We start from the raw sequence: 24933 nt of genomic DNA, 5'->3' as shown, positions 1-24933 counted from the left end.
AGTCCGGATCTCTGGAAGATCTGAGATACTTCTACCAGATCCATTCCACCTGCATCTGCAGAAATCAGGTTTGTAAACCATGTCACACCAAAGTCTACTGTTCCGTTATTTACAGCTGTTGTCTCACTGATATCACCACCACCGGAAACGATGTTGACTTTCAGGCCAACTTCATCATAATAACCTTTGTCCAGTGCTACGTAATAACCCATGAACTGTGCATCCGGGAGCCATTTTAACTGAATGGATACTTCGGATTTCTCCGGTGTTCCAAGGTCACTGCCGTCAGATGCTGTCACTGCTTCCCAGAAGGATGTGTCACGTACATCATCCAATGTAAAGTTCTGGAGTTTTTCTGCTGCTGCGGAATCATCTAACTGTACGTACTGTTTTGCCAGATCCAATGTCTGCTGCATTGCATCCGGATCCATATTTCCATAGCTGCTGACTGTCTCGCCTTTTGTATCGGTTGTTACCAGTTTTGCAACTTCAGATGCCATGTAAGCCTGATGATCGGCAGATACAGAAGAACCATATTCGTAACAGATTTCTGCTGCCTCTTCCGGATGTTCTACTGCGTAAGCCCAGCCTTTTAAGGATGCATAAAGGAATGCTTTTACAGTGTTTGGATTCTGTGCAGCAAACGCCTTGGTACAGAAAATATTATCTTCCAGCATTGCCACGCCTTCATCGTTCATATCAATAGTTCCAACGGTATCGCCATAGTCATAACCACCGTCATAATCATTTTTTACAAGTCCAAGTTCGTTGTATGTCATTGCGGATGCAAGTTTAATAGAATCATCATCAAAACCATCCATCGTAAAATCCTGACTCAGATAATCTGTCGGCTCGCCGTATTTTGTCAACAGCGCCTGAATCTCATACTCATTTCCAAGTCCCCAGTTTCCAACGGTTCCTGCTTCTGCTGCAGATTTGATAATCTCTTCATTGCTCATCACTTCTCCGGTGCTTTCTGCGGATGCAGAACTATCTGATTTGGATGAGGTTCCCTTTTGATCAGAACCACCACAGCCGGCAAATAAAGATACAGCCAGTGCTGTCACACCAATTACAGATATCAGTTTTCTCATTCTTTTCTTCATCTCTTTTTTCCTCCTCAACTGAAGTTTTTTTCACTCACCTGAAACATCACTGTTTCTTTCAAAGTGAATGATTTTTATAAAAATGGAAGAAACTTCCATAATTATCTTTTACAGTTCCAGCAAATACTTATTTACTTTCAGAACCGCTTTTATTATGTGCTATGTAATTTCTTCTTTCATAAATCACATTACGTTTACATTAATGATATTTTTTCATTACGATTGCTTCTACGATCATCAGGATTGCATAAAATACAATTCCAATGGCACATGCAACCACGATGTACGCCCACGCGGTGGAATATTGTGCCTGTACGATATTTTCACGGATCTCACGTCCGACACCGACGATATATTCTGCAAAGTACTCACTTACAATGGCGCTGATGACGGCATTTGGAGTACTTACTTTCAATGCGGTAAATATGTATGGCACGCTGTTTGGCATCTGCAATTTGAAAAATACCTGTCGTTTTGTGGCTGCATAGGATGCCATCATATCTTTTGCAAATGGTTTCAGTTCATTTAACCCGCGGTAAGCATTGATGCTCATAGATGCAATGCTGACGATCATAACCACCAGTATCTTTGCCACCATGCTTCGTACTTCCGGCTGGTTGCTGACATCTTTGGTCCAGTTTGTCATAACTGGTGCCAGCGCAACAATTGGAATCGCGTTAAATGCGGATACGATTGGAAGACCTGCGACGCCCCACTTCGGAGCTATCGTTGCCAGAACTGCCACCAGATAACCAATGACAGAACCAACGATCAATCCGATGGCGGATACCATCACGGTAGACTTGATATTTACCAGTATCGCGGACCAGTTATCATGAATGATCGCTGCGATTCGGGTAGGAAGCGGAAGGGTAAATACATCCGTCCGCAACATTGCATGTATTACCTGTGACTGCCACAGGATAAAAATCAGGAGTGCCAGAAGAACCGGTAAAATGATTCCAAGTGCTTTCTGCGCCTGTGCACTCTCTTTCATACGAACAATCAGACTTTTCTTTCTCGTGATCATTTTCCGTTCCCCTTTCCTTTGATTTTTCGGTCAATCCGTTTCAATGGTGAGATTGCCAGCTCCAGCCAGCCCATGATTTTTGCACTTAATACACCGATCACAGCGCTGACAAGAACGATATCCCAGAATACATAAATGGACATTGCATGTTTCAGGGACTGTGATAACATACAGCCAAGTCCGCCATCACCCTGCAGCGTATCTACCAGGATGGATGCTGTGATTGCCATCGGTGCTGCAATTTTCAATCCGGTGAAAAAATACGGGATACAGGATGGAATCAGTACTTTTTTGTATATTGTTCTGCGGTTCGCCGCGTAAGAATACATCAGTTCATATTTTTCCTGCTGTACAGATTTCAAACCTGCCAATGTATTGGCTGCCACCGGATAAAAGGTAAGGATCGCTGCGATAACGATTCGGCTAACGCCGATGCTTCCTGTCAGAGAAAGGATGATCGGTGCCATGCCCAAAATCGGGATCAACTGGATCAGCATCAGATACGGAAATGCAAGTTTTTCTACGATTCCGGAAAGTTTCATCAGAAGCGCCAGACCAAATCCGGCTGCCATTCCGATGAGGAATCCAACCGCTGCACGAAGCAGTGTCTGTACGGATGCAAGTGCCACAACCTGAAGCGCTGTCTGTGTACCAGTTACCTTTTTTGTTGAGATTAAGGAATACAAGATCTGGTAAATATGCGGAAGAATGTTTTCCGGTGTTCGCTTTGTTGTGGCTACGACACAGGCCATGATCTCCCATATGGCTACAATACAGAGGATCCATACCAGTGTCGGCATCCATTTTTTATCTGTTAATTTAGGATGAGTTTTCGTTTTCATAAGCTGCCTCCCTCGAAGCTGTTTCTTACTTTTGATACCAGTTCTGCGAAATGCATCGTATCGCGGTCTTCCAGCCGTCTCGGCCGGTCAATATCCACATCAATGACTGCGGATAAACGTCCCGGATGTGGAGACAGTACACAGATCCGGTCGGATAAAAGTACTGCTTCCTGAATGTTATGTGTGACAAAAATAATTGTTTTATTTGTCTTGGACCAGATATCAAGCAGATCCATATGTAATTTTTCTTTTGTAAATTCATCCAGTGCTGAGAACGGTTCATCCATCAGCAGAAGCTCCGGCTCCATACCAAGGGCTCTCGCGATTCCGACTCTCTGCTGCATACCACCGGATAACTGTTTCGGATAATGATCTGCAAATTTGGAAAGTCCTACGAGATCCAGCATTTCCTGTGATCTTGCCGGAAGTTTTTTTGGATCGTAATCCATGATTTCCAACGGTAGTTCGATATTTTTTCGAACCGTCCGCCAGTCCAGTAATACCGGACTCTGGAATACAATTCCAAATTTCTGCTGCAGCCGAACCTCTCTCGGTGTCATGCCATTAATTCTGACGGTTCCGGTGGTTGGCTCCTGCAAATCTGCAATAATGCGGAGCAATGTGGTTTTTCCACAGCCGGACGGACCAAGCAGGGAAATAAATTCACCTTTTTTAATGTCAAGGTTCACATCCTTTAATGCCTGCACGTCGTTGCCCTGATTATCTTTGAAAGTCATACCAACGTGGTTGATCTTAATCTGAATATCATCATTCATTAACGCTTTATTTTTCATTTCCTGCATAGGTGTTACCTCCGGTTTCTAAAAATATAAGATCACGAAAGTGTGCTAAAAATATTTTTCACAATCACTACTTGAATAGCACATCTTTCTTGTCTGCGCCGAGCACCATTGCGAAGCAATTACTTCCTCTGGTGCGAGTGTGCATTGTTTTGCCTGAAAGGCATTTTTCTGTATCAGAAGCTTCTATAGTTTCTGATACAGAAAAGGCGGCAGAGAAGTTTTCTTTGTGACTTCTTTGCCGCTTTAAAGTTTCCTGTGAAAAGGTTGTTCCTTAATTTACGGTTGATTATACGCATTTGCTAAAACGATTTCAATTTCTCTTTGCACAATCTTTTTTGTGCTGGTGCACACGGTATCTCATCAGACTGTATTTTTCAAATTTAAGAATGCCAAATTTCTCAAAAACTGCATATTTTCGTGAAAAATAGCACAAAAATCTTGAAAACGTGTAAAATATAGTAAGAAAAAATCTTGAAAACGTGTTATAATTTGTTCATAAAAATCTTGAAAACGTGTAAAATACTATTGGAGTATATTTATTTCAAAGAAAGGGACACTGTATGAAGCGAAAAATCTATCACCAATTGCAATCTTGGAAACATGACTATGCAGGAAAAACAGCTCTGCTCATTGACGGTGCAAGACGTGTTGGAAAAAGTTTTATTGCAGAACAGTTTGCAAAAGCAGAATATAAATCCTATATTCTAATCGACTTTAACCAGACAAATAATGAGATAAAAGACCTGTTCCATAATTATTTAAATGATCTTGACACATTATTCATGTATCTGTCTGCTTATTATAATGTAAAACTATACGAACATGAATCTTTGATTATTTTTGACGAGGTCCAGCTCTTTCCACGCGCACGCGCTGCTATCAAATATCTGGTTGCAGACGGTCGTTATGATTATATAGAAACCGGATCTTTAATGTCCATCAAAAAAAATGTTCAGGATATTGTTATTCCTTCGGAGGAACAACACATAAAAATGCATCCTATGGATTTTGAAGAATTTCTCTGGGCTATGGGAAATGAAACACTTATGGATCTAATCCGAACATGTTTCCTTGCAAAAAGGCCACTCGGACAGGCTATGCATCGTAAAGCAATGGACTATTTCCGGCAATATCTGATTGTTGGCGGTATGCCTCAGGCTGTTCAGGAGTATATTGACACAAAGAATTTTGATCGTGTGGATCAGATAAAGAGAAATATTCTTACCTTATACCGTGCTGACATCGTGAAACATGCAGCCGGTTATGAGATGAAAGTTGAAAATATTTTTGATGAAATTCCTGCTCAACTGCAAAAGCACGAAAAAAAATTCAAACTTTCTTCTTTGAAAAAAGATGCTCGTTTTCGCGATTACGAAGACGCTTTGTTTTGGCTGGATGATGCCATGATCATTAATACCTGTTATAACTCTACTGCGCCTAATATCGGTCTGAAGCTCAATATGGACCGCCTGACATTAAAATGTTATATGGCCGATACCGGTTTACTAATCAGTCATGCATTTGATGAAAACGGTCTCGTAAGTGAAGAAATTTATAAAAAACTTCTTTTTGATAAATTAGAAGTAAATAAGGGTATGATCATCGAAAATATTGTTGCACAAATGCTTACTGCAAATGGACACAAACTTTATTTTTATTCCAATACATCCCGGACAGATGCTGATTCCCGTATGGAAATTGATTTTTTGATTGCCAAAAGCAAAATCAGTAATCGGCACAATATTTCACCAATTGAAGTAAAATCCAGTAAAAATTATACCCTTACATCTCTTCGTAAATTTCGAAAAAAATATGCGGAAGAAACCAATATATCTTATGTATTACATCCAAATGATGTTAAAGAAGAAGATGGCATTCTATTTCTCCCTCTTTATATGGCACCGCTCCTGTAAAAGCTTTCTGATATTGTTTTATTATTTATAAAAACCGCAAGGGAAATCTCAAAACTTCCCTTACGGTTTTTACGTACATTCTCAATTTTTCTATGTGCAATTGATCTTGGATTGTTTTACTCCACTCTTAAATGGATTGACCAAAAACAGCCCAATTGCAAATATACTACACAAAATCACGTCTGATAATAATATTTTTGTAAGATCATATCCAAGCAGAATCATCCAAAAAGAACTTACAAATCCACCCAGATTCATAAAGGCTAAAATAATTGATGTACCGGTTCCAATGGTTGATGGTGGTGTTGCTATTCCAACCCATTCCGTAAACGCTGCAAACTGCCAGTTAAATCCGATTCCGATCAATCCATATCCGATTCCCATAAGAACTGCGGTCTGACCTACAAAAATGATTCCTGCTCCAAGTGCCACACATCCGAAAGCCAGTAAAAACATTGCACGCTTTATGCGTTTGAACAATACACCAAACAGCAACCCTGCAAACATTCCTGTCACGGAAAATGCAGTAAGTGCCATCGCTGCAACGGTTGCTCCACCTGCATTTCTGACTTCATACAATGTAGACGCATTCATCATAACACTCAGGTTACATGCCTGAAAAACCATCATCAATATTCCGATCAGTAATACTGTCCGTACATTTAATTTCTCTTTCGACTGCATTTTGTTATCTGTATTTCTGACTACTTCCAGTTCTTCATCCGGCAGGAAAAATGACATGATCACTGCAATTGCAAAGAAAATATGTCCCAAAAATGCCAGATTCCAGGAAATGTCAGCCAACACGCCTGCAAGCATCTGAAATGCGATTCCACCGATATTCATCGCAAAGGTGCCTACACCGATCAGCGTTGCACGCTTATTTCCCTGAAAATGTATCATGATCAGTGCGTTTCCAAGCGGTGCGATTAATCCCATTGCAAATCCAAATACAAGGCGTACCACCAGAATCAATGCATAACTGTTCATAAAGACAGGCAGAATTCCAAAAATCAGACACAAGATACTTCCCAGTATTGCCAGTGTTTTTGTCTTAATTTTCTTTCCCATCACCGCTCCGGCGATCAGCGAACCTGCCATCATGCTCAAAGTGGCTACCGTCTGTATAAACGAAACATCCTCATTGGGGAATTGTGCCGCCAGCGTGGCCAGTGCCGGTGTGATGGCATTGGAACCAAGGCCCATCAACGTAAGGCTCAGCATCGCCATGGTCGCCAGCATCCCCGGCCCGCTTGTTTTTGTTTGTTGATAACTACTCATTTTTTACTCCGCAATATGTTCAGACTGATCGTATAATTCTGTTCTTCCCAGTGGTTTATTTGAACACAGTGCAAATAATACAGCGCCAATTGCGGAACAGATGATCAATCCAATAAATGTCGCCTTGAAACTTCCGGTTACACTTGCGAGACTTCCAACCAGCATAAATCCAAAGGATCTTACAATCGTATTTAAAATAAATACGACTGTCCATGCAGAATCAAAATCATATCTTCCCCATACAGATGCTGTCATGGAAATAGCAAGGTTATTTGCTCCACCGATAATGGATGCAAACATTACCAGTGCAATATACATCGTAATAATGTTTGGCACCAGTGCGATGCATACAGATACAATGAAATAGATAAACATTGCAATGGTTGTCATCCGTGTACCGATTTTTTCATCAATAATGCCCCAGATAACAGATGCCGGCATCGCTATAAAAGAGGTTACTCCCATCAGGAAAATCGCCTGATTCATCTCAATTCCTGCTGACGCACACATTGGAATAAAGTTACTCATAATTCCAACGGTAAACATAACCAAAACTCCACCGCCAATTCCAATAAACCATGTTTCCTTTGTTCTTAAAAGTTTTCCAACAGTCCAGGGACTGGTCTGACGATATTTCATACCTTCCGCATGCATTGCTTCCAGTTTTTCTTTTGTTAAAGTACGGTCATTATCCGGGTACGCACCACACTGCTCCGGATCACTTTTTACCAGAAATGCGCAAACCACTGCCAGAATTACAAAGGCAATCGCATACAGGTCGAAGGATGCTGCAAAGCTGAAATGCTCAATCATGAATGTCTGGCTCTTAATATAGGTTAGTCCAACCATACATGCACCTACCGTTACAAATCCCATAACAGAACCTTTTCTGGTCGGGAACCAGTTTGCGATCAGAGATGCAAGACCTATCTGGCAATATGCGCTGGATGCGATAACGCAGATGGTATACCACAATGCATAGGTACCAATGGATGTAACACGTCCCCACATAAACATTGATACAGCCCCCATAATACAGCCTGCAAGTATCAGTGATTTTGGTCCGCGTTTTTTACACCACCAGCCAAATACAGCTGCTGCAATAATTGATAAAATGTTTGCCATTGTTCCAAAACCATTCAATAAGGCAATATCCCATCCGTACATGGCGTTATATTCCGACATAATTACATTCAGAGATGTTACCGGACATCCTGAACCTACCCAAAACAGGAAAAAGCAAAATATTACAATACCCCAGCCTTTTGCTCCATAGTTAAATTTTTTCATACCCGAACCTCCTCTTATTAAGGCTTATGTGCAACTTTAATTGTCCCCTTTCCACGGATCCTTTTCTTCCAAATATACGAAATACTCCTCCAGCGTAAAATCGTTCTGTTCAAAAGTATACTCGATTTTATCTTCCGCTGTTGGTTTATGTAATGCATGTTTTCTGGAACCCTCAAATGTTTCATATGGCTCTGGCGGCTGTGGCCAGAATTTACGAACCTTATTTACGTCATATTCTTCACAGAAGGATTTCTGACGCTCTGCAAATCCAGGCATATCTGTCGGCACAAAATCGTCATGCGGCCGCTGCTCGGTAAACGGTTTGCAGGTCGGACACATAATATCCGGCATGATCTGCAGATGCCAGATTTTCCAGTGACCGTTTTCAACAATAAAATCTGCCTGATACTTTCCATACATCCAGTTTGGATCAAACGGACAATCTGGATCTTCCGGATGTTCTTTTGCTGTCTCCGGTCCAAACGTCTGCCACTCTGCTTTTGCGGTTTTGCAATCCGCTGCAACTTCAATTAACGGATTATAGATTGGATGCTCACAATACCATCCTTTTCTTGCTCCGATAGACTGTTCATGTTTTGCAATTCCTTCTACATAATTCTCATAAAGACCTTCTGCCTCATGATACTGTCCCCACATTGCAATTTCGATTGCCACCCCGGGCGTTCTCATTGCAAACTGATCCAGACAGTCACGCTGCCTTCCGCCGGAATGATAATAATTATAGCGAGCCATTGTATTTGCGATTTCTGTCACAGCCTGCGCCCGCGCAAGCTGAAGCTTTACCGCTTCCAGTTCTTTTTCAAGTAATTCCAGTCTTTCTTCCTGTCCCATTACAAAATCTCCTTCTACATTATTTTTTATTCCAGTGTGATCTTGTAATTATCATACTTCATATTTATGTCTCTGTACATTGAATAAACCGCATCCTTCTGTTCCAAAAATTCAATGCGATATTTCCCTCTGTTCCTGTTATAATAGAAACAGGGAATACGACATATTTTTATCATGTTCATGGAGGAACGCAATTATGACATTTGAACAACTGGAATATTTTTTGACTACTGCGAAATACATGAATTTATCCAAGGCTGCCGCAGAGCTATTTATCAGCCATTCTGCAATCAGCAAAAGCATTTCTGCGCTGGAAGAAGAGCTTGGTACCCGCCTCTTTGTCCGTAAAAATAATGTACTCACTTTTACACCATCGGGGGAGTATCTGCAAAAACAAAGTGCGTATCTCCTTCAGATCTGGAATACAACCAAACAGCAACTTCAGCTCATTGAGAACTCTATTTCAGGTACCATCACATGGTCAATTCCGGCCATTTTTGAGACAAAACTATTCTCAACGATCACCAAGATGGGACAAATGCACCCTGAGATTAATTTCATATTTAACTCAGAAGATCCGCTTCTGATCCTTCAGACCATAAAAAATAACCGTGCGGATATTGGAATTGTATTTTCCTATCAGTTAGATGAACTGGATCAGGACATCGAATACCGATATCTGTTTAAAGATGCTTTCTGTGCCATTGTAAATGCACAGCATCCACTGGCTTCCCGTGAAAGCGTCTGTCTGGAAGATTTGAAAAACGAATGTCTTATCTTCCCACCAAAACGCGCAAATATTAATCCAGAAATCAAACCACTGCAAAAGTTTCTTGATTTCGATTATCATAAAATTTATCAGGCAAACGGACTGGATGAATTATTTTTTCAGATTGCCATCAATAAAGGCATTTCCATACTTCCGAAAGGAACTCTTCAGGGGCGCAATTTTGATTTTAAGACACTGCCAATCCGCGATATCGAAGATACCTATTATACCTGCCTCGTCTGGGAAAAAAAGAATACAAATCCGGTCATTCCATTTGTAACAGAGCAAATTCTCAGCCAGTTTCAGACAGAAACTCTGACCTGACATACCACAACAATAAACCTGAACCGATTTTTCTTACGTATAAAAAGCGGGCAGCTATATGATCACTTTCATATAACTGCCCGCTTTTCTGCTTAACTTTGGGGGAAATTAATTTATGCAAGATCTACTGCTGAATGATATCCCATTCCAACAGCATCTACAATACGACCGCTCTTGAAACAATCACCAATAGCAACCACATCATAACAATATTTCTGCATTTCCTCGGTTACACTGGTATCTTCTTTCATTCCGACACAATAAAGAACTGTATCCGCTTCAAAAAATACCTCTTTTCCATCCTTATCCACTCCGTAAACACCATCTGATGTAATTTTTGTCACAGTAGTATTTACTGTTCCATGGATCGGACGTTCCGACCAGTATGCCATCATACCACAATGATGGAACGGGTTATCTTCCGGTGCCAGTTCACTTCCCATTTCAACAACTTCAACCTCATGACCAGTATTTGCCAGATGTGCACCTACTTCACAGCCTACAAGTCCACCGCCAATAATAACGATTTTTTTACCGAGTTTTTCAGAATGGTAATATGCATCTGTCGCATACATAACATTCTCACCGTCAATTCCAGGAATATGTGGAATAATCGGCTTTGCCCCCGTTGCAACAAGTATTGCGTCCGGTTGTAATGCCTCAATTAAACCCTCGGTAGCTTCTGTACTCAAACGTACATCGATATTTCGCTTCATTACCTGCCGAACCAGATATTTGCGATATTTTTTCAGCTGAACTTTAATAGAATCATAATCTGCAAAACGAATCACGCCTCCAAGTTCCTCTGCTTTTTCTACCAGCACAACTTTGTGACCACGGTCTGCCGCAGTAATGGCTGCTTCCATTCCGGCCACTCCGCCACCTACTACAAGTACTTTTCTGGAACATACAGCCGGCGGTACATGACGTGTACGGTGTTCATGTGCCATATGCGGATTTACCATACATTTTGCCTCAAAAAACGCTACCTTATTTGATCCCAGACAATGATTACATCTCAGACATGGTACAATGTCTTCTTCCTGATTTCGGCGGATTTTGTTTGGAAGCTGTGGATCAGCCATAATGGCACGCGCCATAGCCACCACATCTGCTTTTCCCTCGGCCAGAAAACGTTCAGCCACTTCCGGGCTTGCAATACCACCCATCACAACAACTTTCGGCTTTACTCCGGCTTTTTTCATAGCTTCCGCCCACTTGATATTCAGTCCTTCCGGCTGAAAAGCTACTTCCTGTGTCAGATATGCTGTTTCCGGTCCACATCCTGCCGAAATATGAACAAAATCAATCAAATCTTCGCACTCTTTTACGAAATAAATACTTTCTTCGATATCTTTTCCATCTTCACAATAATCTACGGCTGAAATACGAAGTTCAATCAGGAAATCTTCTCCACAGACTTCCCGGATTCTCTGCAGGATCATTTTTGGGAACCGGATACGATTCTCCGGACTTCCACCGTATTTATCCGTACGCTTATTAAAATGCGGTGATAAAAACTGATTGAGCAGCATTTCATGCCCTGCATGGATCATACACATCTGAAATCCACAGCCTTTTAAAAATTTGGCAATATTTGCATAATACTCCACGGTATCAAGAATCATCTGCTCTGTCATCTGAACAACTTCCACACCATCTTCACGGATAAATCCCATAGAACTCATCGGCGGTGTATTGGAATTTTCCGCCAAACCAGCCATAAATCCTGCATGGTTAATTTCTGCTGATGCCACAGCACCGTGTTCTTTGATTGCTGTTGCAAGCTCTGTAAATGCCATATCTGTAAAGCAATTTGTAAAATAGCGGTTAAAATGTCCGCCATTATCACCATAACCACCCGGACCTGTAATGTTGCCTTGTGTAATCTGTGCTACGCCGCCGCGCGCTTTTTCTTCGATATATTCGATGCCCAAATCATTTGGTGCACCGTATGTTACATGTGACAATGCACATGGCGCCAGAAAAATATGGTTTTTAAAATGAACCCCTTTTACAGAAAATGGCGCCATCAAATGCGGATACTTCTGTACGATCATATATCTCTCCTTCTCAAAAATTATTCTTACAAGTTTCTTTTACCATCACACTGGAAATGTCTTTGTTTTACACTTCTACTGTAATAGATTCAAAGGAGATTGTACATTGAATAAACAGAAACGGACTGTTCCGCAAATTCAATGACTATAAACATTTGTTATTTGAATTTTTACTTCTGTTCTGCCTCCAGAAGTTCTGCATCTTCCAGTTCTGTCGCTGCTTCTTTTGCAATTTCCTGCGGACGTTCCGATTCAAGTACCATGCTGTGTTTTACCACCAGAATCCAGCCGGTTGCCAGCGGCACAAAGCCAAGATATGCCGCGCGCACTGCAAACGCATTGACTGCTACCGCACCATAACATGCTCCGATAAAAAAAGAGAGTACCGTATTGGTATACAAAATACCCTTTTTCTTAAATTCCGGATCTTTTGTCAGAAAATACTGTGTCCATCCAAGCACTGCCTGCTTGAAGTTATTACTGGAAAAGATGGTCGCACTGTTGTAGCCGTTTGCCGATGAATACACGCCCCACTGAAAAGCAGAACAGAAAAAGATCGGATACAGTCCAACCAGCACCGGTTGTAACGGCAATAATGAGGATGCTACTAATCCTGCCGCATCCACCACAATGGCTAATTTTCGCATATTGATGTTCGTATAGTTCGTCAACAGATAGGAAACCACCACTCCGCCGCCAAAAAGCGGCAACGCAAGGAATCGCAACAACACATCGTACCACTCACCTGATACTAACGATGCCGCCATTTCCATGATATTTCCGGTCTGCGCCGAACCAAAGTTTCCCATATGTAGTAAGATCGCGTAGGCTCCGAGAAATCCACCCACAAGGGCAAAATTCCAGTGAATCAAAGCTTCCCATTGATCTTTTGTTACTTTTTGTTTCATTGTAGTTGCCTTTCTTTTTCAGAAATTGTAATGTCTTTGATTTTTTCCTTGCCTATCATAGCACTATCTCTTTTATTAGGCAAAAATTTTTTTACATACAAAAACCACCCGAAGTTTGAACGCAGTCGCTTCATGGCCTGCATTCAAACTTTGGATGGTTTCCACACATATTTCAATATCTACCCGGCATATGCCGCCTTATAAATCTCCTGACAGTCCTCAAATGCCGGCACCTTCCGCGTATTTCCCGGACTTCCGCTGTCCAACGCATCCTGCGCCATCTTTGGAATCGCCGCATAAAACTCCTCTCGCGGAATACCATACTTCTCCAGTGTCGGTACTTCGCACACCTCACAGATATGTTCAATGGCTTTCAGAAACTGTTCTGCTGCCGCAATATCGCCCTGCTTCTCATCTGCCACACCAATTGCCCTGGCAAGGTCTGCAAACCGCTCATATACCCCTTCTAACGCGAAGGAGAAGCATGCCTTGAGCAACATGGCATTGGAAATACCATGCGCTACATGAAACAGCGCTCCGATCGGACGACTCAGTCCGTGCACCAGTGTCACACTGGAATTGTTGATGCAGATTCCTGCCTCCAGTGCTGCCAGCGCCATCTGATGTCTGGCTTCGCGATTTTTTCCATCACGATAAGCAACCGGCAGATATTTCATGATCCGTTTTACCGCTGACACTGCCAGTGTATCAGTCATATCCATCGCTTTTCTGGAGGTATATGCTTCCACTGCATGTGTCAGGGCATCCAGTCCGGTAGCCGCTGTGACTGACTGCGGAGATGACAGACTGAATGTCTCATCCACGATCGCAATTTTCGGGATCAGGCAATCACCTTTCAGCAGCATCTTAATATCATTCACAGAATCCGTGATGACAGTGAATTTCGTTGCCTCCGAACCGGTTCCTGCAGTAGTTGGAATCGCCACCACAGGTCCTGCCATTTTCGTAATTTCTTTCCCGTTAAAATCTGAAATACTTCCTTCATTTGCAGCCATGACAGCAACCGCTTTTGCTGCATCCAGCGGGCTTCCTCCGCCAAATCCGATGCAGTAATCGCAGCCTTTTTGCAGAAATACACTGACACCGGCATTGATCATGGCATCCGTCGGTTCTCCGGTGATTTTCGAAAATGTCACAAACTCAATCCCGTGGTCTGCCAGCATCCGGCTTAACTCAGCAAACATCTCCGATTTTACCACATGCGGTCCTGTCACAAGAAGTGCCTTTTTGCCACAGTGTTTCAGATATCCGACTGCCTCAGTAAAACAGTCTCTTCCGGTAAATATATGTTCCGGGGTCAGATAGTGAGCCATGCATCCACCTCCGTCAATACTTCATCTACTTTTACCATCTCCTCACGCAGCTGCTCCTCGGTAATGATCAGCGCCGGGTTGACAAAAATCATGTTTTCGTGAGAATAAGTCATAAATTTCTTTGCCTTTAACATACCGATAATCTTACCCATGGTTCCTTCCGGATCTTTGCCATATGGTACAAGCGGTTCTTTTGTTTCTCTGTCTTTGACAAGTTCGATGGATGAGAAAAGTCCGATATAACGCACATCACCGATACACGGATGTTTCTCTTTTAACTCCTCCAGGATCTCACCAAGGACTTTGCCGACTTTATTGACATTATCTAAAATGTTTGCTTCTTTGTAGTAGTTGACGCAGGCAACACCTGCCGCACAAGCCAGCGGGTGTCCACTGTAAGTCAATCCACAGGAAAGCAGATGATCGTCAAAATACGCTGCAATCTTGCTGCTCACTGCCACACCGCCAAGCTGTACATAACCACAGGTAACACCTTTTGCAAATGTCACGATATCCGGTTTGATATCAAAGTTTTCAAATGCAAACATTTTACCGGTTCTGCACCAGCCTGCCATAACTTCATCACAGATCATGACAATGCCAAATTCATCACAAATTTTACGAACACCCGGCAGATAGCCTTTTGGCGGAATGATGACACCGTTAGAACCGGTAATTGTCTCCATGACAATGGCTGCAACGCTGTCCGGTCCTTCGTAAATAATCTGCTCTCTTAATTTTGCCAGATAATATTTTGTGGCATCTTCCTCGGAAGCAAACTCGATCGGCTCACGGTATACATATGGATCAAAGAATTTCACAAATCCCGGAATGCCTGGCTCCAACGGATATCTACGCGGCTCACCGGTCAGATTTCCTGCTCCGAAAGAAGAGCCGTGATAACTTCTGTAACGGCTGAATACTTTATTTCTTCCTGTATACATACGGGCGATTTTTATCGCATTTTCATTCGCATCCGCACCGGCATTTGTAAAAAATACTTTGCCAAAATTGTCCGGAAGCAGATCAATGATCATTTTGCCAAGCGTTGCTCTGCTTTCTGCTGCATAAGCCGGACCTACAAAACAGAATTTATCTACCTGTGCCTTAATGGCATCACCAATTGCTCTATTTCCAAATCCCACATTCAGGTTTACAAGCTGAGAGGACATATCGGTATAACGGTTGCCCTCGGCATCATACATGTAGATGCCTTCTGCATGATCGATAACGATCGGATTCAGCCCCGCCTGTTTGCTCCATGACTGCAATACATATTTTTTACTTGTCTCTTTGATTTCCTGAGCGTTCATATCCTGTTCCTCCTTAAAAACAAACATAAAATCCGAAGCGTTTTCCAGTTCATTTCTGAATATAATCAGAATTTCCTGCTTATTGTCAAAAAGGAGCCAACCCTTCCGGTATTGGCTCCTTTGCGCTTCCTTCATTTTGGTTAACGCCATTTTAGTTTGTTTTATTGGTGGAAACAAGGATTCTAAGCCTAAGTTTTTCTGTGCTAAAGCACACACCCTTACTTTTTCTTCCTGCTTCTTCTCACTCTGAATTTCGGGCATTCCACTACCTGACAGCGAAAACTCTGCTTGCAGTCCTTTCTGCACTCCTGACACATTTCGTTGTACTGGATCTCCTGCGCCTCATTCAGCATAAAATCTGCTTCGCCCATGGGCATGCCATAGATCAGCTCCGACAGATCTAACTGTTCATATGTTTCTTCATTTTCTGTATCCGAAAATGGTTTTTCCGGCAAATTATTTTTGCTCATCGGCTGCTGCCTCTGTCGCAGTCTCTGCGTTGGTTTCTTCCGCATCCTCTGCAGATTCTTCGCCTTCTAAAGTCTCATCCTCTTTGACTTTTGTAATGCTTGCCACCGTAACGTCATCTTCCATGTTGATCAGTTTCACACCTGATGTGACACGGCCAAGGATAGAAATATCGCTGACTTTCATACGGATGATAATGCCTTCTGTATTGATGATCATGATTTCATTTTCATCGTTTACCGCTTTCACTCCAACCAGATTTCCGGTCTTCTCTGTGATCTTGTAGCATTTTACACCTTTACCGCCACGGTTCTGAGCAGTAAATTCATCGATGGAAGTACGTTTTCCAAGTCCTCGCTCGGATACGATCAGCAAATGCTCTCCCTGCGTATTGAGCTGCATGCCGACTACTTCATCACCGTCTGCCAGACTCATACCAATGACCCCCATGGATACACGACCGGTACTTCTTACATCGGTTTCATGGAAACGGATACACTGGCCATATTTTGTCACAAGGAAAATATCCTGTGAATCATCGGTAAATTTAACCTCGATCAGTTCATCATCTTCACGCAGCGTAATTGCTGCCAGACCCGTCTTTCTGACATTTGCATAGTCTGTGATGGCTGTTTTCTTTACGATACCTTTCTTGGTAGCCATAAACAGATACCAGCCATCTCTGTAATCCTTGATCGGGATAACGGCAGTGATCTTCTCACCCGGTGCCAGCTGCAGCAGGTTGATGATGGCTGTTCCACGAGCTGTTCTGCTCGCTTCCGGAATCTCATAAGCCTTCATACGGTATACTTTTCCGGTATTTGTAAAGAACATCAGATAATGATGGGAAGTTGTCATAAACAACTCCTCGATATAATCATCATCGATCGTCTCCATACCCTTGATTCCACGACCACCACGATGCTGTGCACGGAAGTTATCCGCACTCATACGTTTGATATAACCAAGTTTTGTCATGGCAATGACTGTATTTGTCACCGGAATCAGATCTTCCATAGAAATGTCATACTCATCGTATCCGATGGAAGTACGTCTGTCATCACCATATTTTGCACTGATCACCATGATCTCTTCCTTGATGACACCAAGCAGTTTTTTCTCATCTGCCAGGATTGCTTTTAACTCGGCAATACGAGCCATCAGGTCTTTGTATTCCGCTTCCAGCTTCTCACGTTCCAGACCAGTCAGAGCTCTCAGTCGCATATCTACGATTGCCTGAGACTGTGCATCTGTCAGACCGAAACGTTCCATTAATTTTGCTTTTGCTTCCTGTGTCGTACGGCTTCCACGGATGATGGAAATTACCTCATCAATGTTGTCCAACGCGATCAGTAAGCCCTGTAAAATATGAGCTCGCTCTTCTGCTTTATTTAATTCGTATTTGGTACGTCTGGTAACAACATCCTCCTGATGTCTCAGGTAGTGTTTCAACATATCAAGCAAGTTAAGTACTTTCGGCTCATTGTTGACCAGAGCCAGCATAATAACACCAAAAGTATCCTGCAGCTGTGTATGCTTAAATAACTGATTTAAGATAACGTTCGGGTTGACATCTTTTCTCAATTCGATACATACACGCATACCCTGACGGTCAGACTCATCGCGGAGATCTGTGATACCATCCACACGTTTATCTTTCACCAGTTCAGCGATTTTTTCGATAAGACGTGCTTTGTTTACCATGTAAGGAAGTTCAGTAACAACGATACGGTTTTTGCCATTTTGCATCGGCTCAATATCTGTCACGGCACGCACACGGATTTTACCACGTCCGGTGCGATAAGCTTCCTCGATACCTGCAGTACCAAGAATCATACCTCCGGTCGGGAAATCCGGACCTTTGACAACTTCCAGAATCTCTTCGATGGTAGTGTCTCTGTCTTCTTCTACACGATTATCAATGATTTTTACAACAGCACCGATAACTTCACGCAAGTTGTGTGGCGGAATATTTGTTGCCATACCTACGGCAATACCTGTCGTTCCATTTACCAGAAGGTTCGGATATCGGGAAGGAAGCACTACCGGTTCTTTCTCTGTCTCATCGAAGTTTGGCTGAAAATCAACGGTATTCTTGTTGATATCTGCCAGCATTTCCATGGAAATCTTACTCAGACGTGCCTCTGTGTAACGCATGGCAGCTGCGCCGTCACCATCCACAGAACCAAAGTTTCCGTGACCATCCACCAGCGGATAACGTGTGGACCAGTCCTGTGCCATGTTTACCAGGGCACCATAGATGGAACTGTCTCCGTGTGGATGATATTTACCCATTGTATCACCGACAATACGCGCACATTTACGGTGTGGTTTGTCAGGTCCGTTATTCAATTCGATCATGGAGTAGAGAACACGGCGCTGTACCGGTTTTAATCCGTCTCTGACATCCGGAAGGGCTCTGGATGCGATTACACTCATGGCATAATCAATGTAGGATTTCTCCATGGTTTTCTTCAGGTCCACGTCGTGGATCTGATCAAATATCTTGTCGTCCATTTATATTCCTCTCTTTGCTATACGTCTAAGTTCTCTACATATTTTGCATTTGCTTCGATGAAGTCACGACGTGGCTCTACTTTATCTCCCATCAGGGTTGTGAATGTCAGGTCGATTTCTGCGGTTGCAGCCTCGTCCATAGTGACACGGCGCAGGATTCGTTTTTCCGGATCCATAGTAGTCTCCCAGAGCTGTTCTGCATCCATCTCACCCAGTCCTTTGTATCGCTGGATCTTGTTACTGGAGTCACGTCCTACTTCTGCCAGAATAGCGTTCAGCTGTTCATCACTGTATGCGTACCATACTTTTTTGTTTTTCTCCAGCTTATAAAGTGGCGGCTGTGCCAGATATACATAGCCCTGTTTGATCAGTTCCGGCATAAAACGATACAGGAAAGTCAGCAATAAGGTACTGATATGTGCACCGTCCACATCGGCATCAGTCATGATAATGATCTTGTGATAACGCAGCTTTGTGATATCGAAGTCTTCATGGATACCGGTTCCGAAAGCAGTGATCATGGCTTTGATCTCAGCATTTCCGTAGATTTTATCCAGTCTTGCTTTCTCTACGTTCAGGATTTTTCCACGCAGTGGAAGGATTGCCTGTGTCGCACGGCTTCTTGCAGTCTTTGCGGAACCACCGGCGGAATCACCCTCTACGATGTAGATCTCGCAGTTTTTCGGATCTTTATCGGAGCAGTCTGCCAGTTTTCCCGGAAGGGACATTCCCTCCAGAGCGGTTTTTCTTCTGGTCAGATCACGGGCTTTACGGGCTGCCTCACGGGCGCGCTGTGCCAGCAGGGATTTCTCGCAGATTGTTTTTGCAACCGTTGGATTTTGCTCCAGGAAGTAAGTAAGCTGCTCACTTACAACGCTGTCTACCGCACCACGGGCTTCGCTGTTTCCAAGTTTCTGTTTTGTCTGTCCCTCAAACTGAGGTTCAGAGATCTTGACACTGATGATGGCAGTCAGCCCCTCACGGATATCTTCGCCGGAAAGTGCTGCTTCATTTTCTTTCACCAGTTTGTTTGCCTTCGCATAAGAGTTAAACGTCTTTGTCAGGGCATTTCTGAATCCGGCGAGGTGTGTACCACCTTCCGGAGTCGTGATATTGTTTACAAAACTGAAGGTTGATTCGTTATAGGAATCGTTGTGCTGCATTGCAACCTCTACATAGACACCATCGCGCTCACCCTCACAGTAAATAACATTGTCATACAGAGCTTCTTTGCTCTTGTTCAGATACTGAACGAACTCCTTGATACCACCCTCGTAATGGAATGTTTCAGAACGCTCCTGTCCCGGTCTCTTGTCTGTCAGGACAATGCGCAGGTTTTTGGTCAGGAATGCCATCTCACGCAGACGCTGACGCAGTACATCGTAGTCATATACGGTATCTTCGAAAATACTTCCATCCGGGGAGAAAGTTACTTTGGAACCGGTCTGCTCCACAGGGCAGTCACCAACGACTTTCAGTGGATACATGGTCTTTCCACGTTCATAACGCTGCTGATAAATATGTCCGTCTCTGCATACCTGAACTTCCAGCCAGTTGGAAAGGGCGTTTACAACAGAAGCACCTACACCGTGCAGTCCACCGGATACTTTGTACCCTCCACCACCGAATTTTCCACCTGCATGCAGAATGGTAAATACAACTTCTACTGCCGGTTTTCCGGCTTTGTGGTTGATGTCTACCGGGATTCCACGTCCGTTATCGGTAACGGTAATGGTATCACCTTCGTTGATTGCTACATTTATCTCCGAGCAAAATCCTGCAAGTGCCTCATCCACCGCGTTATCCACAATCTCGTATACAAGATGGTGAAGTCCGCGTGATGACGTACTGCCGATATACATACCCGGTCTTTTTCGTACTGCTTCGAGACCTTCCAAAATCTGAATCTGATCTCCACCGTATTCTGTACTCATTCCTGTCCTCCTACTGTTCTGCTATCGTGCCTTCCCTGACGAAAAACACTTTATTTATGTGAAATCTATTTTTAACAAATTCATCCAGACCTGTACATGTGATGATAGTCTGAATATCATGGATGCTGTTCAGCAGATAATTCTGCCGGTTACTGTCAAGTTCTGACAGCACATCATCCAAAAGCAACACCGGCGTATCATGGATCAGCTGTTTTACCAGCTCAATCTCTGCCAGTTTTAACGAAAGTGCAGATGTCCTCTGCTGCCCCTGGGAACCGTATTTGCGGATATCTGTCTCATTGATCAGGAAGGAAATATCATCCCTGTGCGGTCCGTAAGACGTCATTCCCATTTTCAGGTCTTTCCTGCGTGATTCGTCCATGCGTGCCGCCAGTTCCTCCGCCGTTGCAGATGGTTCATATACAAGCTGTAAGTTTTCCTTATTTCCAGAAATATTTTGATGAATTTCCTGAACCATTGCATTTAATTCCTGCAAAAATTCCCGTCTGCGCTGAATGATTTTTGTTCCATAGCGCACCAGCTGCTCATCCCACACCGGAAGCGTTGCTTCAAGATCTGGTCGAAAATAGATATCCTTCAGCAGTTTGTTGCGCTGCTGCAGGATTTTATGATATTTCGTCAGATTGTGCAGATAAATACTGTCTAACTGACTTAATTCCAGATCCATAAATCTGCGGCGCCCCGCCGGTCCGTCTTTGATAATATTCAAATCCTCCGGAGAAAAAACAACCAGATTCAGTATCCCAAACAATTCTCCGGCTTTTCGAATTGGAATGCCGTTCACTGCAATTCCCTTGGCACTGTTTTTCTTCAGATGAATATCAATCCGGTTCTCCACACCATTTTTTTCTACGATAGTGCGGATATGTGCCTCATCCGCATCAAAACGGATCATTTCCCTGTCCTTGCTGCCTTTGTGGGACTTTGTAGTTCCGCTGACATACAGGGATTCCAGCACGTTTGTCTTTCCCTGGGCATTATCTCCGTACAAGATATTGGTTCCGGCATCAAAGGCGATGCCAAGAGCCTGATAGTTGCGAAAATTCTTTAATTCCAGTGATTTTATAATCATTTGCCGATCTGAACACTCTCTCCGTTAAATGTAATGACATCTCCTTCATGGAGCTTTTTGCCGCGCTGGTATTCTACTTCTCCGTTGACCTCCACCTGTCCGTCCTGGATCAGCATTTTGGCATCCACGCCGGAGCCAACCATGCCGGCAAGTTTCATTGCCTGGCCAAGTTTGATAAAATCATCTCTGATGATAACTTTTTCCATCTGTCTCTCTCCAATCCTCCGCTTATATGCATGGGCTTCCAAAACGCATCCTCAAATAAGCGTCTGTTTTCTGTAATATTCCTGCTGCTTTCCTTTATACCGTTGCAGCATTAAAGTTAACCGGAAGGATCAGGTATACAAATGTACCTGCGTCATCCTTAATAAAGCAAGGAGCCTTCGGGTTTACCATGTATAAAGTAACTTCCTCTTCATCAATAACACGCAGTGCATCGATGAAGAATTTCGGGTTAAATCCGATCAGAAGGTCTTTTCCCTCTTTCTCGATCTCAATTTCCTCATTCATGGAACCTACGAAAGAATTAATCTTTAACTGCAGGCTTTTGTCCTGAATATTCAGGATGATCGGTTTTTTGTCACCCTCGCGGATCAGCAGTGTTGCACGGTCGATACAGCTTAAAAACTCACGTTTGTTGATTTTTACCTTTGTATCGTAATCAGAGGAAAGCATCTGATCAATGTGGAAATACTCGCCCTCAATGAGTCTGGATACAACCTTTGTCTGGTCAAACTCAAACAAAATATGATTGTCCGCAAAGAAAATATCTACCATATCCTCTGCTTCGCCGGTAAGGATCTTACTGATCTCCTGTAAAGTCTTGCCCGGAACAACAACTTTTAACGGGCTGTAATTTTCTTTTAATTCAATATTTCGAATAGAAATACGATGACCATCCAGAGATACGACTCTCAGGCGGTTCTCATTGACTTCAAAAAGCTCACCGGTCATCAGTTTGTTTGTATCATTATCTGCGATAGAGAAAATTGTCTGGCGAACCACATCTTTTAATGTAAACTGTGAAATGCTGATAGACTCATTTTTTTCAATATATGGCAAATAGGAAAAATCTTCACCGGATTTTCCAACGATGTTGAATTTGGCTTTCTCACAGGTAATGGTTGTCTGGAAAGAATCATCGGATTCAATGACAACGTCATTATCCGGAAGCTTACGAACAATCTCGGAGAAAAATTTTGCATCCAGTGCGATGATTCCTCTCTCCACGATTTCGCCCTCAATGACTGTCTCTATGCCAAGTTCCATGTCATTTGCAGTCAGCTTGATCTCGTTTGCCGATGCATCGATGAGAATACATTCCAGGATCGGCATGGTTGTTCTGGATGGAACAGCCTTGGATACAATGCTGACACCCTTTACCAGGTTTGCTTTTGAACAGATTAACTTCATAATGTGAATAACTCCTTTCAGGTATCATAACTTCTCGTAGTATATCTATATATAAATGGTTTTCGTCGTAATCGTCTTAGGGACTGTCGATAAGTGTATAACACCGCAAAGCCTTACGTTAAGAGGATTACTGCCATCATTCTTTTCTCTTTTGCTGTGAATAATATGTTAAATTCCGGGTATACTGTGTGGATAAGCTCTCATGTTTTGTCCTGCAGTCAGAAATTTTTCTCACAGACAGAGCCTGTTTTAGCATGGATTGACCTTTTTCCGGATGGTTGTCACCGTCCGTTCGACAGACTTATCAACACTGATATCATCTGTCACTTTCTTAATTCCGTGCACCACCGTGGAATGATCTCTGCCGCCCACCGCTTTTCCGATGGTCTCCAGAGACGCATCCGTCATATTTTTGCATAGATACATGGCGATCTGCCGTGGTTTTGCCACATCATTACTCCGGGATTTTGATAAAATCTGATCCATGGTAATGCCAAAATGCTCCGCAACCACTTCCACGATCAGCTCCGGTGTCACTTCCAGTGGCTTATCCGGGGAAATAATGTTCTGCAGTTCTTTCACCGCGATCTCCATGGTGATATCCGCCTGCACCAGGTTCGCATAAGCGATCAGCTTATTTAACGCGCCTTCCAGTTCCCGGATATTTGACTTAATATTCACCGCAATATAATTTAAAATCTCATCATCCAGTGCAAAACCATCCAGTTCCTCTTTTTTCCGCAAAATGGCCATACGGGTCTCATAATCCGGTGCTCCGATATCTGCCAAAAGTCCCCATTCAAACCGGGAACGGATGCGCTCTTCCAGCGTCTCCATCTCTTTCGGCGGCCGGTCACTGGATAAAATGATCTGCTTTTTGGCCACATGAAGTTCATTGAAGGTGTGAAAAAATTCTTCCTGTGTGCTTTCTTTTCCTATAATAAACTGCACATCATCAATCAACAGCACGTCAATGCTGCGGTATTTTTCACGGAAACGGCTCATTGCCGTATTATTTCCATTTCGGATCGCTTCAATTAATTCATTGGTAAATGTTTCCGATGAAACATACAGAACCTTCTGTTCAGGATGTGTGGACTGAATAAAATGTGCGATGGAATGCATCAGATGTGTCTTGCCAAGTCCCACGCCACCATATATAAACAGCGGATTGTATACTTCTCCGGGGGATTCCGCCACAGCCAGTGCCGCTGAATGGGCAAACCGGTTATTATTTCCCACCACAAATGTATCGAATGTATAGTTCGGATTCAGATTTGACCGTTCCGCTTCTTCTGTCGTAGCACGCCGTCTCGGATGCGGCATTTTCAGCTTCTTCGCCTGTTCCGGAAGAACAAATTCAATCTCGTATTCCGTTCCTGTGATCTCGGCCACCGCAACCTTCAGCGGAAGGTAATATTTCCTATTAATATAGGTAAGCCCCATCTGTTCACTGGACACCAGAATATAGATGCGTTCGTTCTGAATTGCGAAAATCTGCAGTGGCTTTAACCACGTATTAAAAGAGATATCCGTCAATTCATGCTCCCGTTTTACAGTCAGAAGAATCTCATCCCATTTCTCTTCGACCAGATGCATAACACGCTCCATTTCCTTTTTTCGGCTCTGTTTTTCATTTCTAACTGATTTAAGCCATTTTTAACAATTTACACTATCCATTTT

The 24933-nt window shown here is 43.0% G+C and carries 20 protein-coding genes; 2 read left to right on the top strand and 18 right to left on the bottom strand.

The window, feature by feature from the left end; all coding sequences use genetic code 11:
* The 4 genes from Q0I54_RS07985 to Q0I54_RS07970 form a co-directional block, all read right to left on the bottom strand.
* Positions 1-1106 (bottom strand): ABC transporter substrate-binding protein (locus Q0I54_RS07985; protein ID WP_296117795.1); only part of this gene is annotated, 1106 nt, incomplete at its 3' end.
* 199 nt (positions 1107-1305) lie between these two features.
* Positions 1306-2136, bottom strand: coding sequence for an ABC transporter permease (locus Q0I54_RS07980; protein WP_296117793.1), 831 nt, complete (start codon positions 2134-2136; stop codon positions 1306-1308).
* Positions 2133-2978: an ABC transporter permease gene (locus Q0I54_RS07975; RefSeq protein ID WP_296117791.1), complete on the bottom strand. Its 846-nt coding sequence runs from the start codon at positions 2976-2978 to the stop codon at positions 2133-2135. The genes Q0I54_RS07980 and Q0I54_RS07975 overlap by 4 nt, the downstream gene beginning before the upstream one ends.
* Positions 2975-3781 carry an ABC transporter ATP-binding protein gene (locus tag Q0I54_RS07970; RefSeq protein WP_022036126.1) on the bottom strand — a complete coding sequence of 269 codons (807 nt, stop codon included), beginning with the start codon at positions 3779-3781 and terminating at the stop codon, positions 2975-2977. The genes Q0I54_RS07975 and Q0I54_RS07970 overlap by 4 nt, the downstream gene beginning before the upstream one ends.
* A 560-nt stretch (positions 3782-4341) precedes the next feature.
* On the opposite strand from Q0I54_RS07970, the gene Q0I54_RS07965 reads away from it, so the two are divergent.
* Positions 4342-5694, top strand: coding sequence for an ATP-binding protein (locus Q0I54_RS07965; RefSeq protein WP_296117789.1), 1353 nt, complete (start codon positions 4342-4344; stop codon positions 5692-5694).
* 90 nt (positions 5695-5784) lie between these two features.
* On the opposite strand, the gene Q0I54_RS07960 is transcribed toward Q0I54_RS07965, so the two are convergent.
* Genes Q0I54_RS07960 through Q0I54_RS07950 form a run of 3 tightly spaced genes read right to left on the bottom strand, consistent with a single transcriptional unit; the run spans position 5785 to position 9117 of the window.
* Positions 5785-6975, bottom strand: coding sequence for an MFS transporter (locus Q0I54_RS07960; RefSeq protein ID WP_296117788.1), 1191 nt, complete (start codon positions 6973-6975; stop codon positions 5785-5787).
* 3 nt (positions 6976-6978) lie between these two features.
* Positions 6979-8265 carry an MFS transporter gene (locus Q0I54_RS07955; protein ID WP_296117786.1) on the bottom strand — a complete coding sequence of 429 codons (1287 nt, stop codon included), beginning with the start codon at positions 8263-8265 and terminating at the stop codon, positions 6979-6981.
* Between the two features lie 36 nt (positions 8266-8301).
* On the bottom strand, positions 8302-9117 hold the full coding sequence (locus Q0I54_RS07950) for a nuclear transport factor 2 family protein (RefSeq protein WP_296117784.1): 816 nt from the start codon (positions 9115-9117) through the stop codon (positions 8302-8304).
* 196 nt (positions 9118-9313) lie between these two features.
* On the opposite strand from Q0I54_RS07950, the gene Q0I54_RS07945 reads away from it, so the two are divergent.
* Positions 9314-10210: a LysR family transcriptional regulator gene (locus Q0I54_RS07945; RefSeq protein WP_296117783.1), complete on the top strand. Its 897-nt coding sequence runs from the start codon at positions 9314-9316 to the stop codon at positions 10208-10210.
* Positions 10211-10323: 113 nt separating this feature from the next.
* Here the strand turns inward: Q0I54_RS07945 and Q0I54_RS07940 are convergent, their stop codons facing one another.
* The 11 genes from Q0I54_RS07940 to dnaA form a co-directional block, all read right to left on the bottom strand.
* Positions 10324-12270: an NAD(P)/FAD-dependent oxidoreductase gene (locus tag Q0I54_RS07940; RefSeq protein ID WP_296117781.1), complete on the bottom strand. Its 1947-nt coding sequence runs from the start codon at positions 12268-12270 to the stop codon at positions 10324-10326.
* Between the two features lie 170 nt (positions 12271-12440).
* Positions 12441-13178, bottom strand: a complete 738-nt coding sequence (locus Q0I54_RS07935; protein ID WP_296117779.1) for a YoaK family protein — start codon at positions 13176-13178, stop codon at positions 12441-12443.
* 179 nt (positions 13179-13357) lie between these two features.
* On the bottom strand, positions 13358-14512 hold the full coding sequence (locus Q0I54_RS07930) for an iron-containing alcohol dehydrogenase (RefSeq protein ID WP_296117777.1): 1155 nt from the start codon (positions 14510-14512) through the stop codon (positions 13358-13360).
* Positions 14497-15825: an aminotransferase class III-fold pyridoxal phosphate-dependent enzyme gene (locus Q0I54_RS07925; protein ID WP_296117776.1), complete on the bottom strand. Its 1329-nt coding sequence runs from the start codon at positions 15823-15825 to the stop codon at positions 14497-14499. The genes Q0I54_RS07930 and Q0I54_RS07925 overlap by 16 nt, the downstream gene beginning before the upstream one ends.
* A 218-nt stretch (positions 15826-16043) precedes the next feature.
* A complete protein-coding gene (locus tag Q0I54_RS07920) occupies positions 16044-16295 on the bottom strand; it encodes a hypothetical protein (RefSeq protein ID WP_296117774.1) in 252 nt (83 codons plus the stop codon).
* A complete protein-coding gene (gene gyrA, locus Q0I54_RS07915; protein ID WP_296117772.1) occupies positions 16282-18810 on the bottom strand; it encodes a DNA gyrase subunit A in 2529 nt (842 codons plus the stop codon). Before gyrA ends, Q0I54_RS07920 begins: the two co-directional genes overlap by 14 nt.
* 17 nt (positions 18811-18827) lie before the next feature.
* Positions 18828-20744, bottom strand: a complete 1917-nt coding sequence (gene gyrB / locus Q0I54_RS07910) for a DNA topoisomerase (ATP-hydrolyzing) subunit B (RefSeq protein ID WP_296117770.1) — start codon at positions 20742-20744, stop codon at positions 18828-18830.
* A 10-nt stretch (positions 20745-20754) separates the two neighbouring features.
* Positions 20755-21837, bottom strand: coding sequence for a DNA replication/repair protein RecF (gene recF / locus Q0I54_RS07905; protein WP_296117769.1), 1083 nt, complete (start codon positions 21835-21837; stop codon positions 20755-20757).
* Positions 21834-22043, bottom strand: coding sequence for an RNA-binding S4 domain-containing protein (locus Q0I54_RS07900; protein WP_021738089.1), 210 nt, complete (start codon positions 22041-22043; stop codon positions 21834-21836). Before Q0I54_RS07900 ends, recF begins: the two co-directional genes overlap by 4 nt.
* Before the next feature lie 94 nt (positions 22044-22137).
* Positions 22138-23250, bottom strand: a complete 1113-nt coding sequence (gene dnaN / locus Q0I54_RS07895; RefSeq protein ID WP_296117767.1) for a DNA polymerase III subunit beta — start codon at positions 23248-23250, stop codon at positions 22138-22140.
* A gap of 249 nt (positions 23251-23499) precedes the next feature.
* A complete protein-coding gene (gene dnaA / locus Q0I54_RS07890; protein WP_296117765.1) occupies positions 23500-24849 on the bottom strand; it encodes a chromosomal replication initiator protein DnaA in 1350 nt (449 codons plus the stop codon).
* Positions 24850-24933: the final 84 nt, after the last annotated feature.

This window comes from uncultured Eubacterium sp. (genome assembly GCF_934295145.1).
In the GTDB taxonomy this organism is placed as follows: domain Bacteria; phylum Bacillota; class Clostridia; order Lachnospirales; family Lachnospiraceae; genus Eubacterium_I.
The sequence above is the reverse complement of the archived record's forward strand: the minus strand, read 5'-3'. Positions and strand labels throughout refer to the sequence as shown.

Excerpts from the sequence above, each read along its gene's own strand:
- Q0I54_RS07980 (WP_296117793.1), bottom strand. The coding sequence starts at position 2,136 with ATGATCACGAGAAAGAAAAGTCTGATTGTTCGTATGAAAGAGAGTGCA.
- Q0I54_RS07975 (WP_296117791.1), bottom strand. The coding sequence starts at position 2,978 with ATGAAAACGAAAACTCATCCTAAATTAACAGATAAAAAATGGATGCCG.
- Q0I54_RS07970 (WP_022036126.1), bottom strand. The coding sequence starts at position 3,781 with ATGCAGGAAATGAAAAATAAAGCGTTAATGAATGATGATATTCAGATT.
- Q0I54_RS07965 (WP_296117789.1), top strand. The coding sequence starts at position 4,342 with ATGAAGCGAAAAATCTATCACCAATTGCAATCTTGGAAACATGACTAT.
- Q0I54_RS07960 (WP_296117788.1), bottom strand. The coding sequence starts at position 6,975 with ATGAGTAGTTATCAACAAACAAAAACAAGCGGGCCGGGGATGCTGGCG.
- Q0I54_RS07955 (WP_296117786.1), bottom strand. The coding sequence starts at position 8,265 with ATGAAAAAATTTAACTATGGAGCAAAAGGCTGGGGTATTGTAATATTT.
- Q0I54_RS07950 (WP_296117784.1), bottom strand. The coding sequence starts at position 9,117 with ATGGGACAGGAAGAAAGACTGGAATTACTTGAAAAAGAACTGGAAGCG.
- Q0I54_RS07945 (WP_296117783.1), top strand. The coding sequence starts at position 9,314 with ATGACATTTGAACAACTGGAATATTTTTTGACTACTGCGAAATACATG.
- Q0I54_RS07940 (WP_296117781.1), bottom strand. The coding sequence starts at position 12,270 with ATGATCGTACAGAAGTATCCGCATTTGATGGCGCCATTTTCTGTAAAA.
- Q0I54_RS07935 (WP_296117779.1), bottom strand. The coding sequence starts at position 13,178 with ATGAAACAAAAAGTAACAAAAGATCAATGGGAAGCTTTGATTCACTGG.
- Q0I54_RS07930 (WP_296117777.1), bottom strand. The coding sequence starts at position 14,512 with ATGGCTCACTATCTGACCCCGGAACATATATTTACCGGAAGAGACTGT.
- Q0I54_RS07925 (WP_296117776.1), bottom strand. The coding sequence starts at position 15,825 with ATGAACGCTCAGGAAATCAAAGAGACAAGTAAAAAATATGTATTGCAG.
- Q0I54_RS07920 (WP_296117774.1), bottom strand. The coding sequence starts at position 16,295 with ATGAGCAAAAATAATTTGCCGGAAAAACCATTTTCGGATACAGAAAAT.
- gyrA (WP_296117772.1), bottom strand. The coding sequence starts at position 18,810 with ATGGACGACAAGATATTTGATCAGATCCACGACGTGGACCTGAAGAAA.
- gyrB (WP_296117770.1), bottom strand. The coding sequence starts at position 20,744 with ATGAGTACAGAATACGGTGGAGATCAGATTCAGATTTTGGAAGGTCTC.
- recF (WP_296117769.1), bottom strand. The coding sequence starts at position 21,837 with ATGATTATAAAATCACTGGAATTAAAGAATTTTCGCAACTATCAGGCT.
- Q0I54_RS07900 (WP_021738089.1), bottom strand. The coding sequence starts at position 22,043 with ATGGAAAAAGTTATCATCAGAGATGATTTTATCAAACTTGGCCAGGCA.
- dnaN (WP_296117767.1), bottom strand. The coding sequence starts at position 23,250 with ATGAAGTTAATCTGTTCAAAAGCAAACCTGGTAAAGGGTGTCAGCATT.
- dnaA (WP_296117765.1), bottom strand. The coding sequence starts at position 24,849 with ATGCATCTGGTCGAAGAGAAATGGGATGAGATTCTTCTGACTGTAAAA.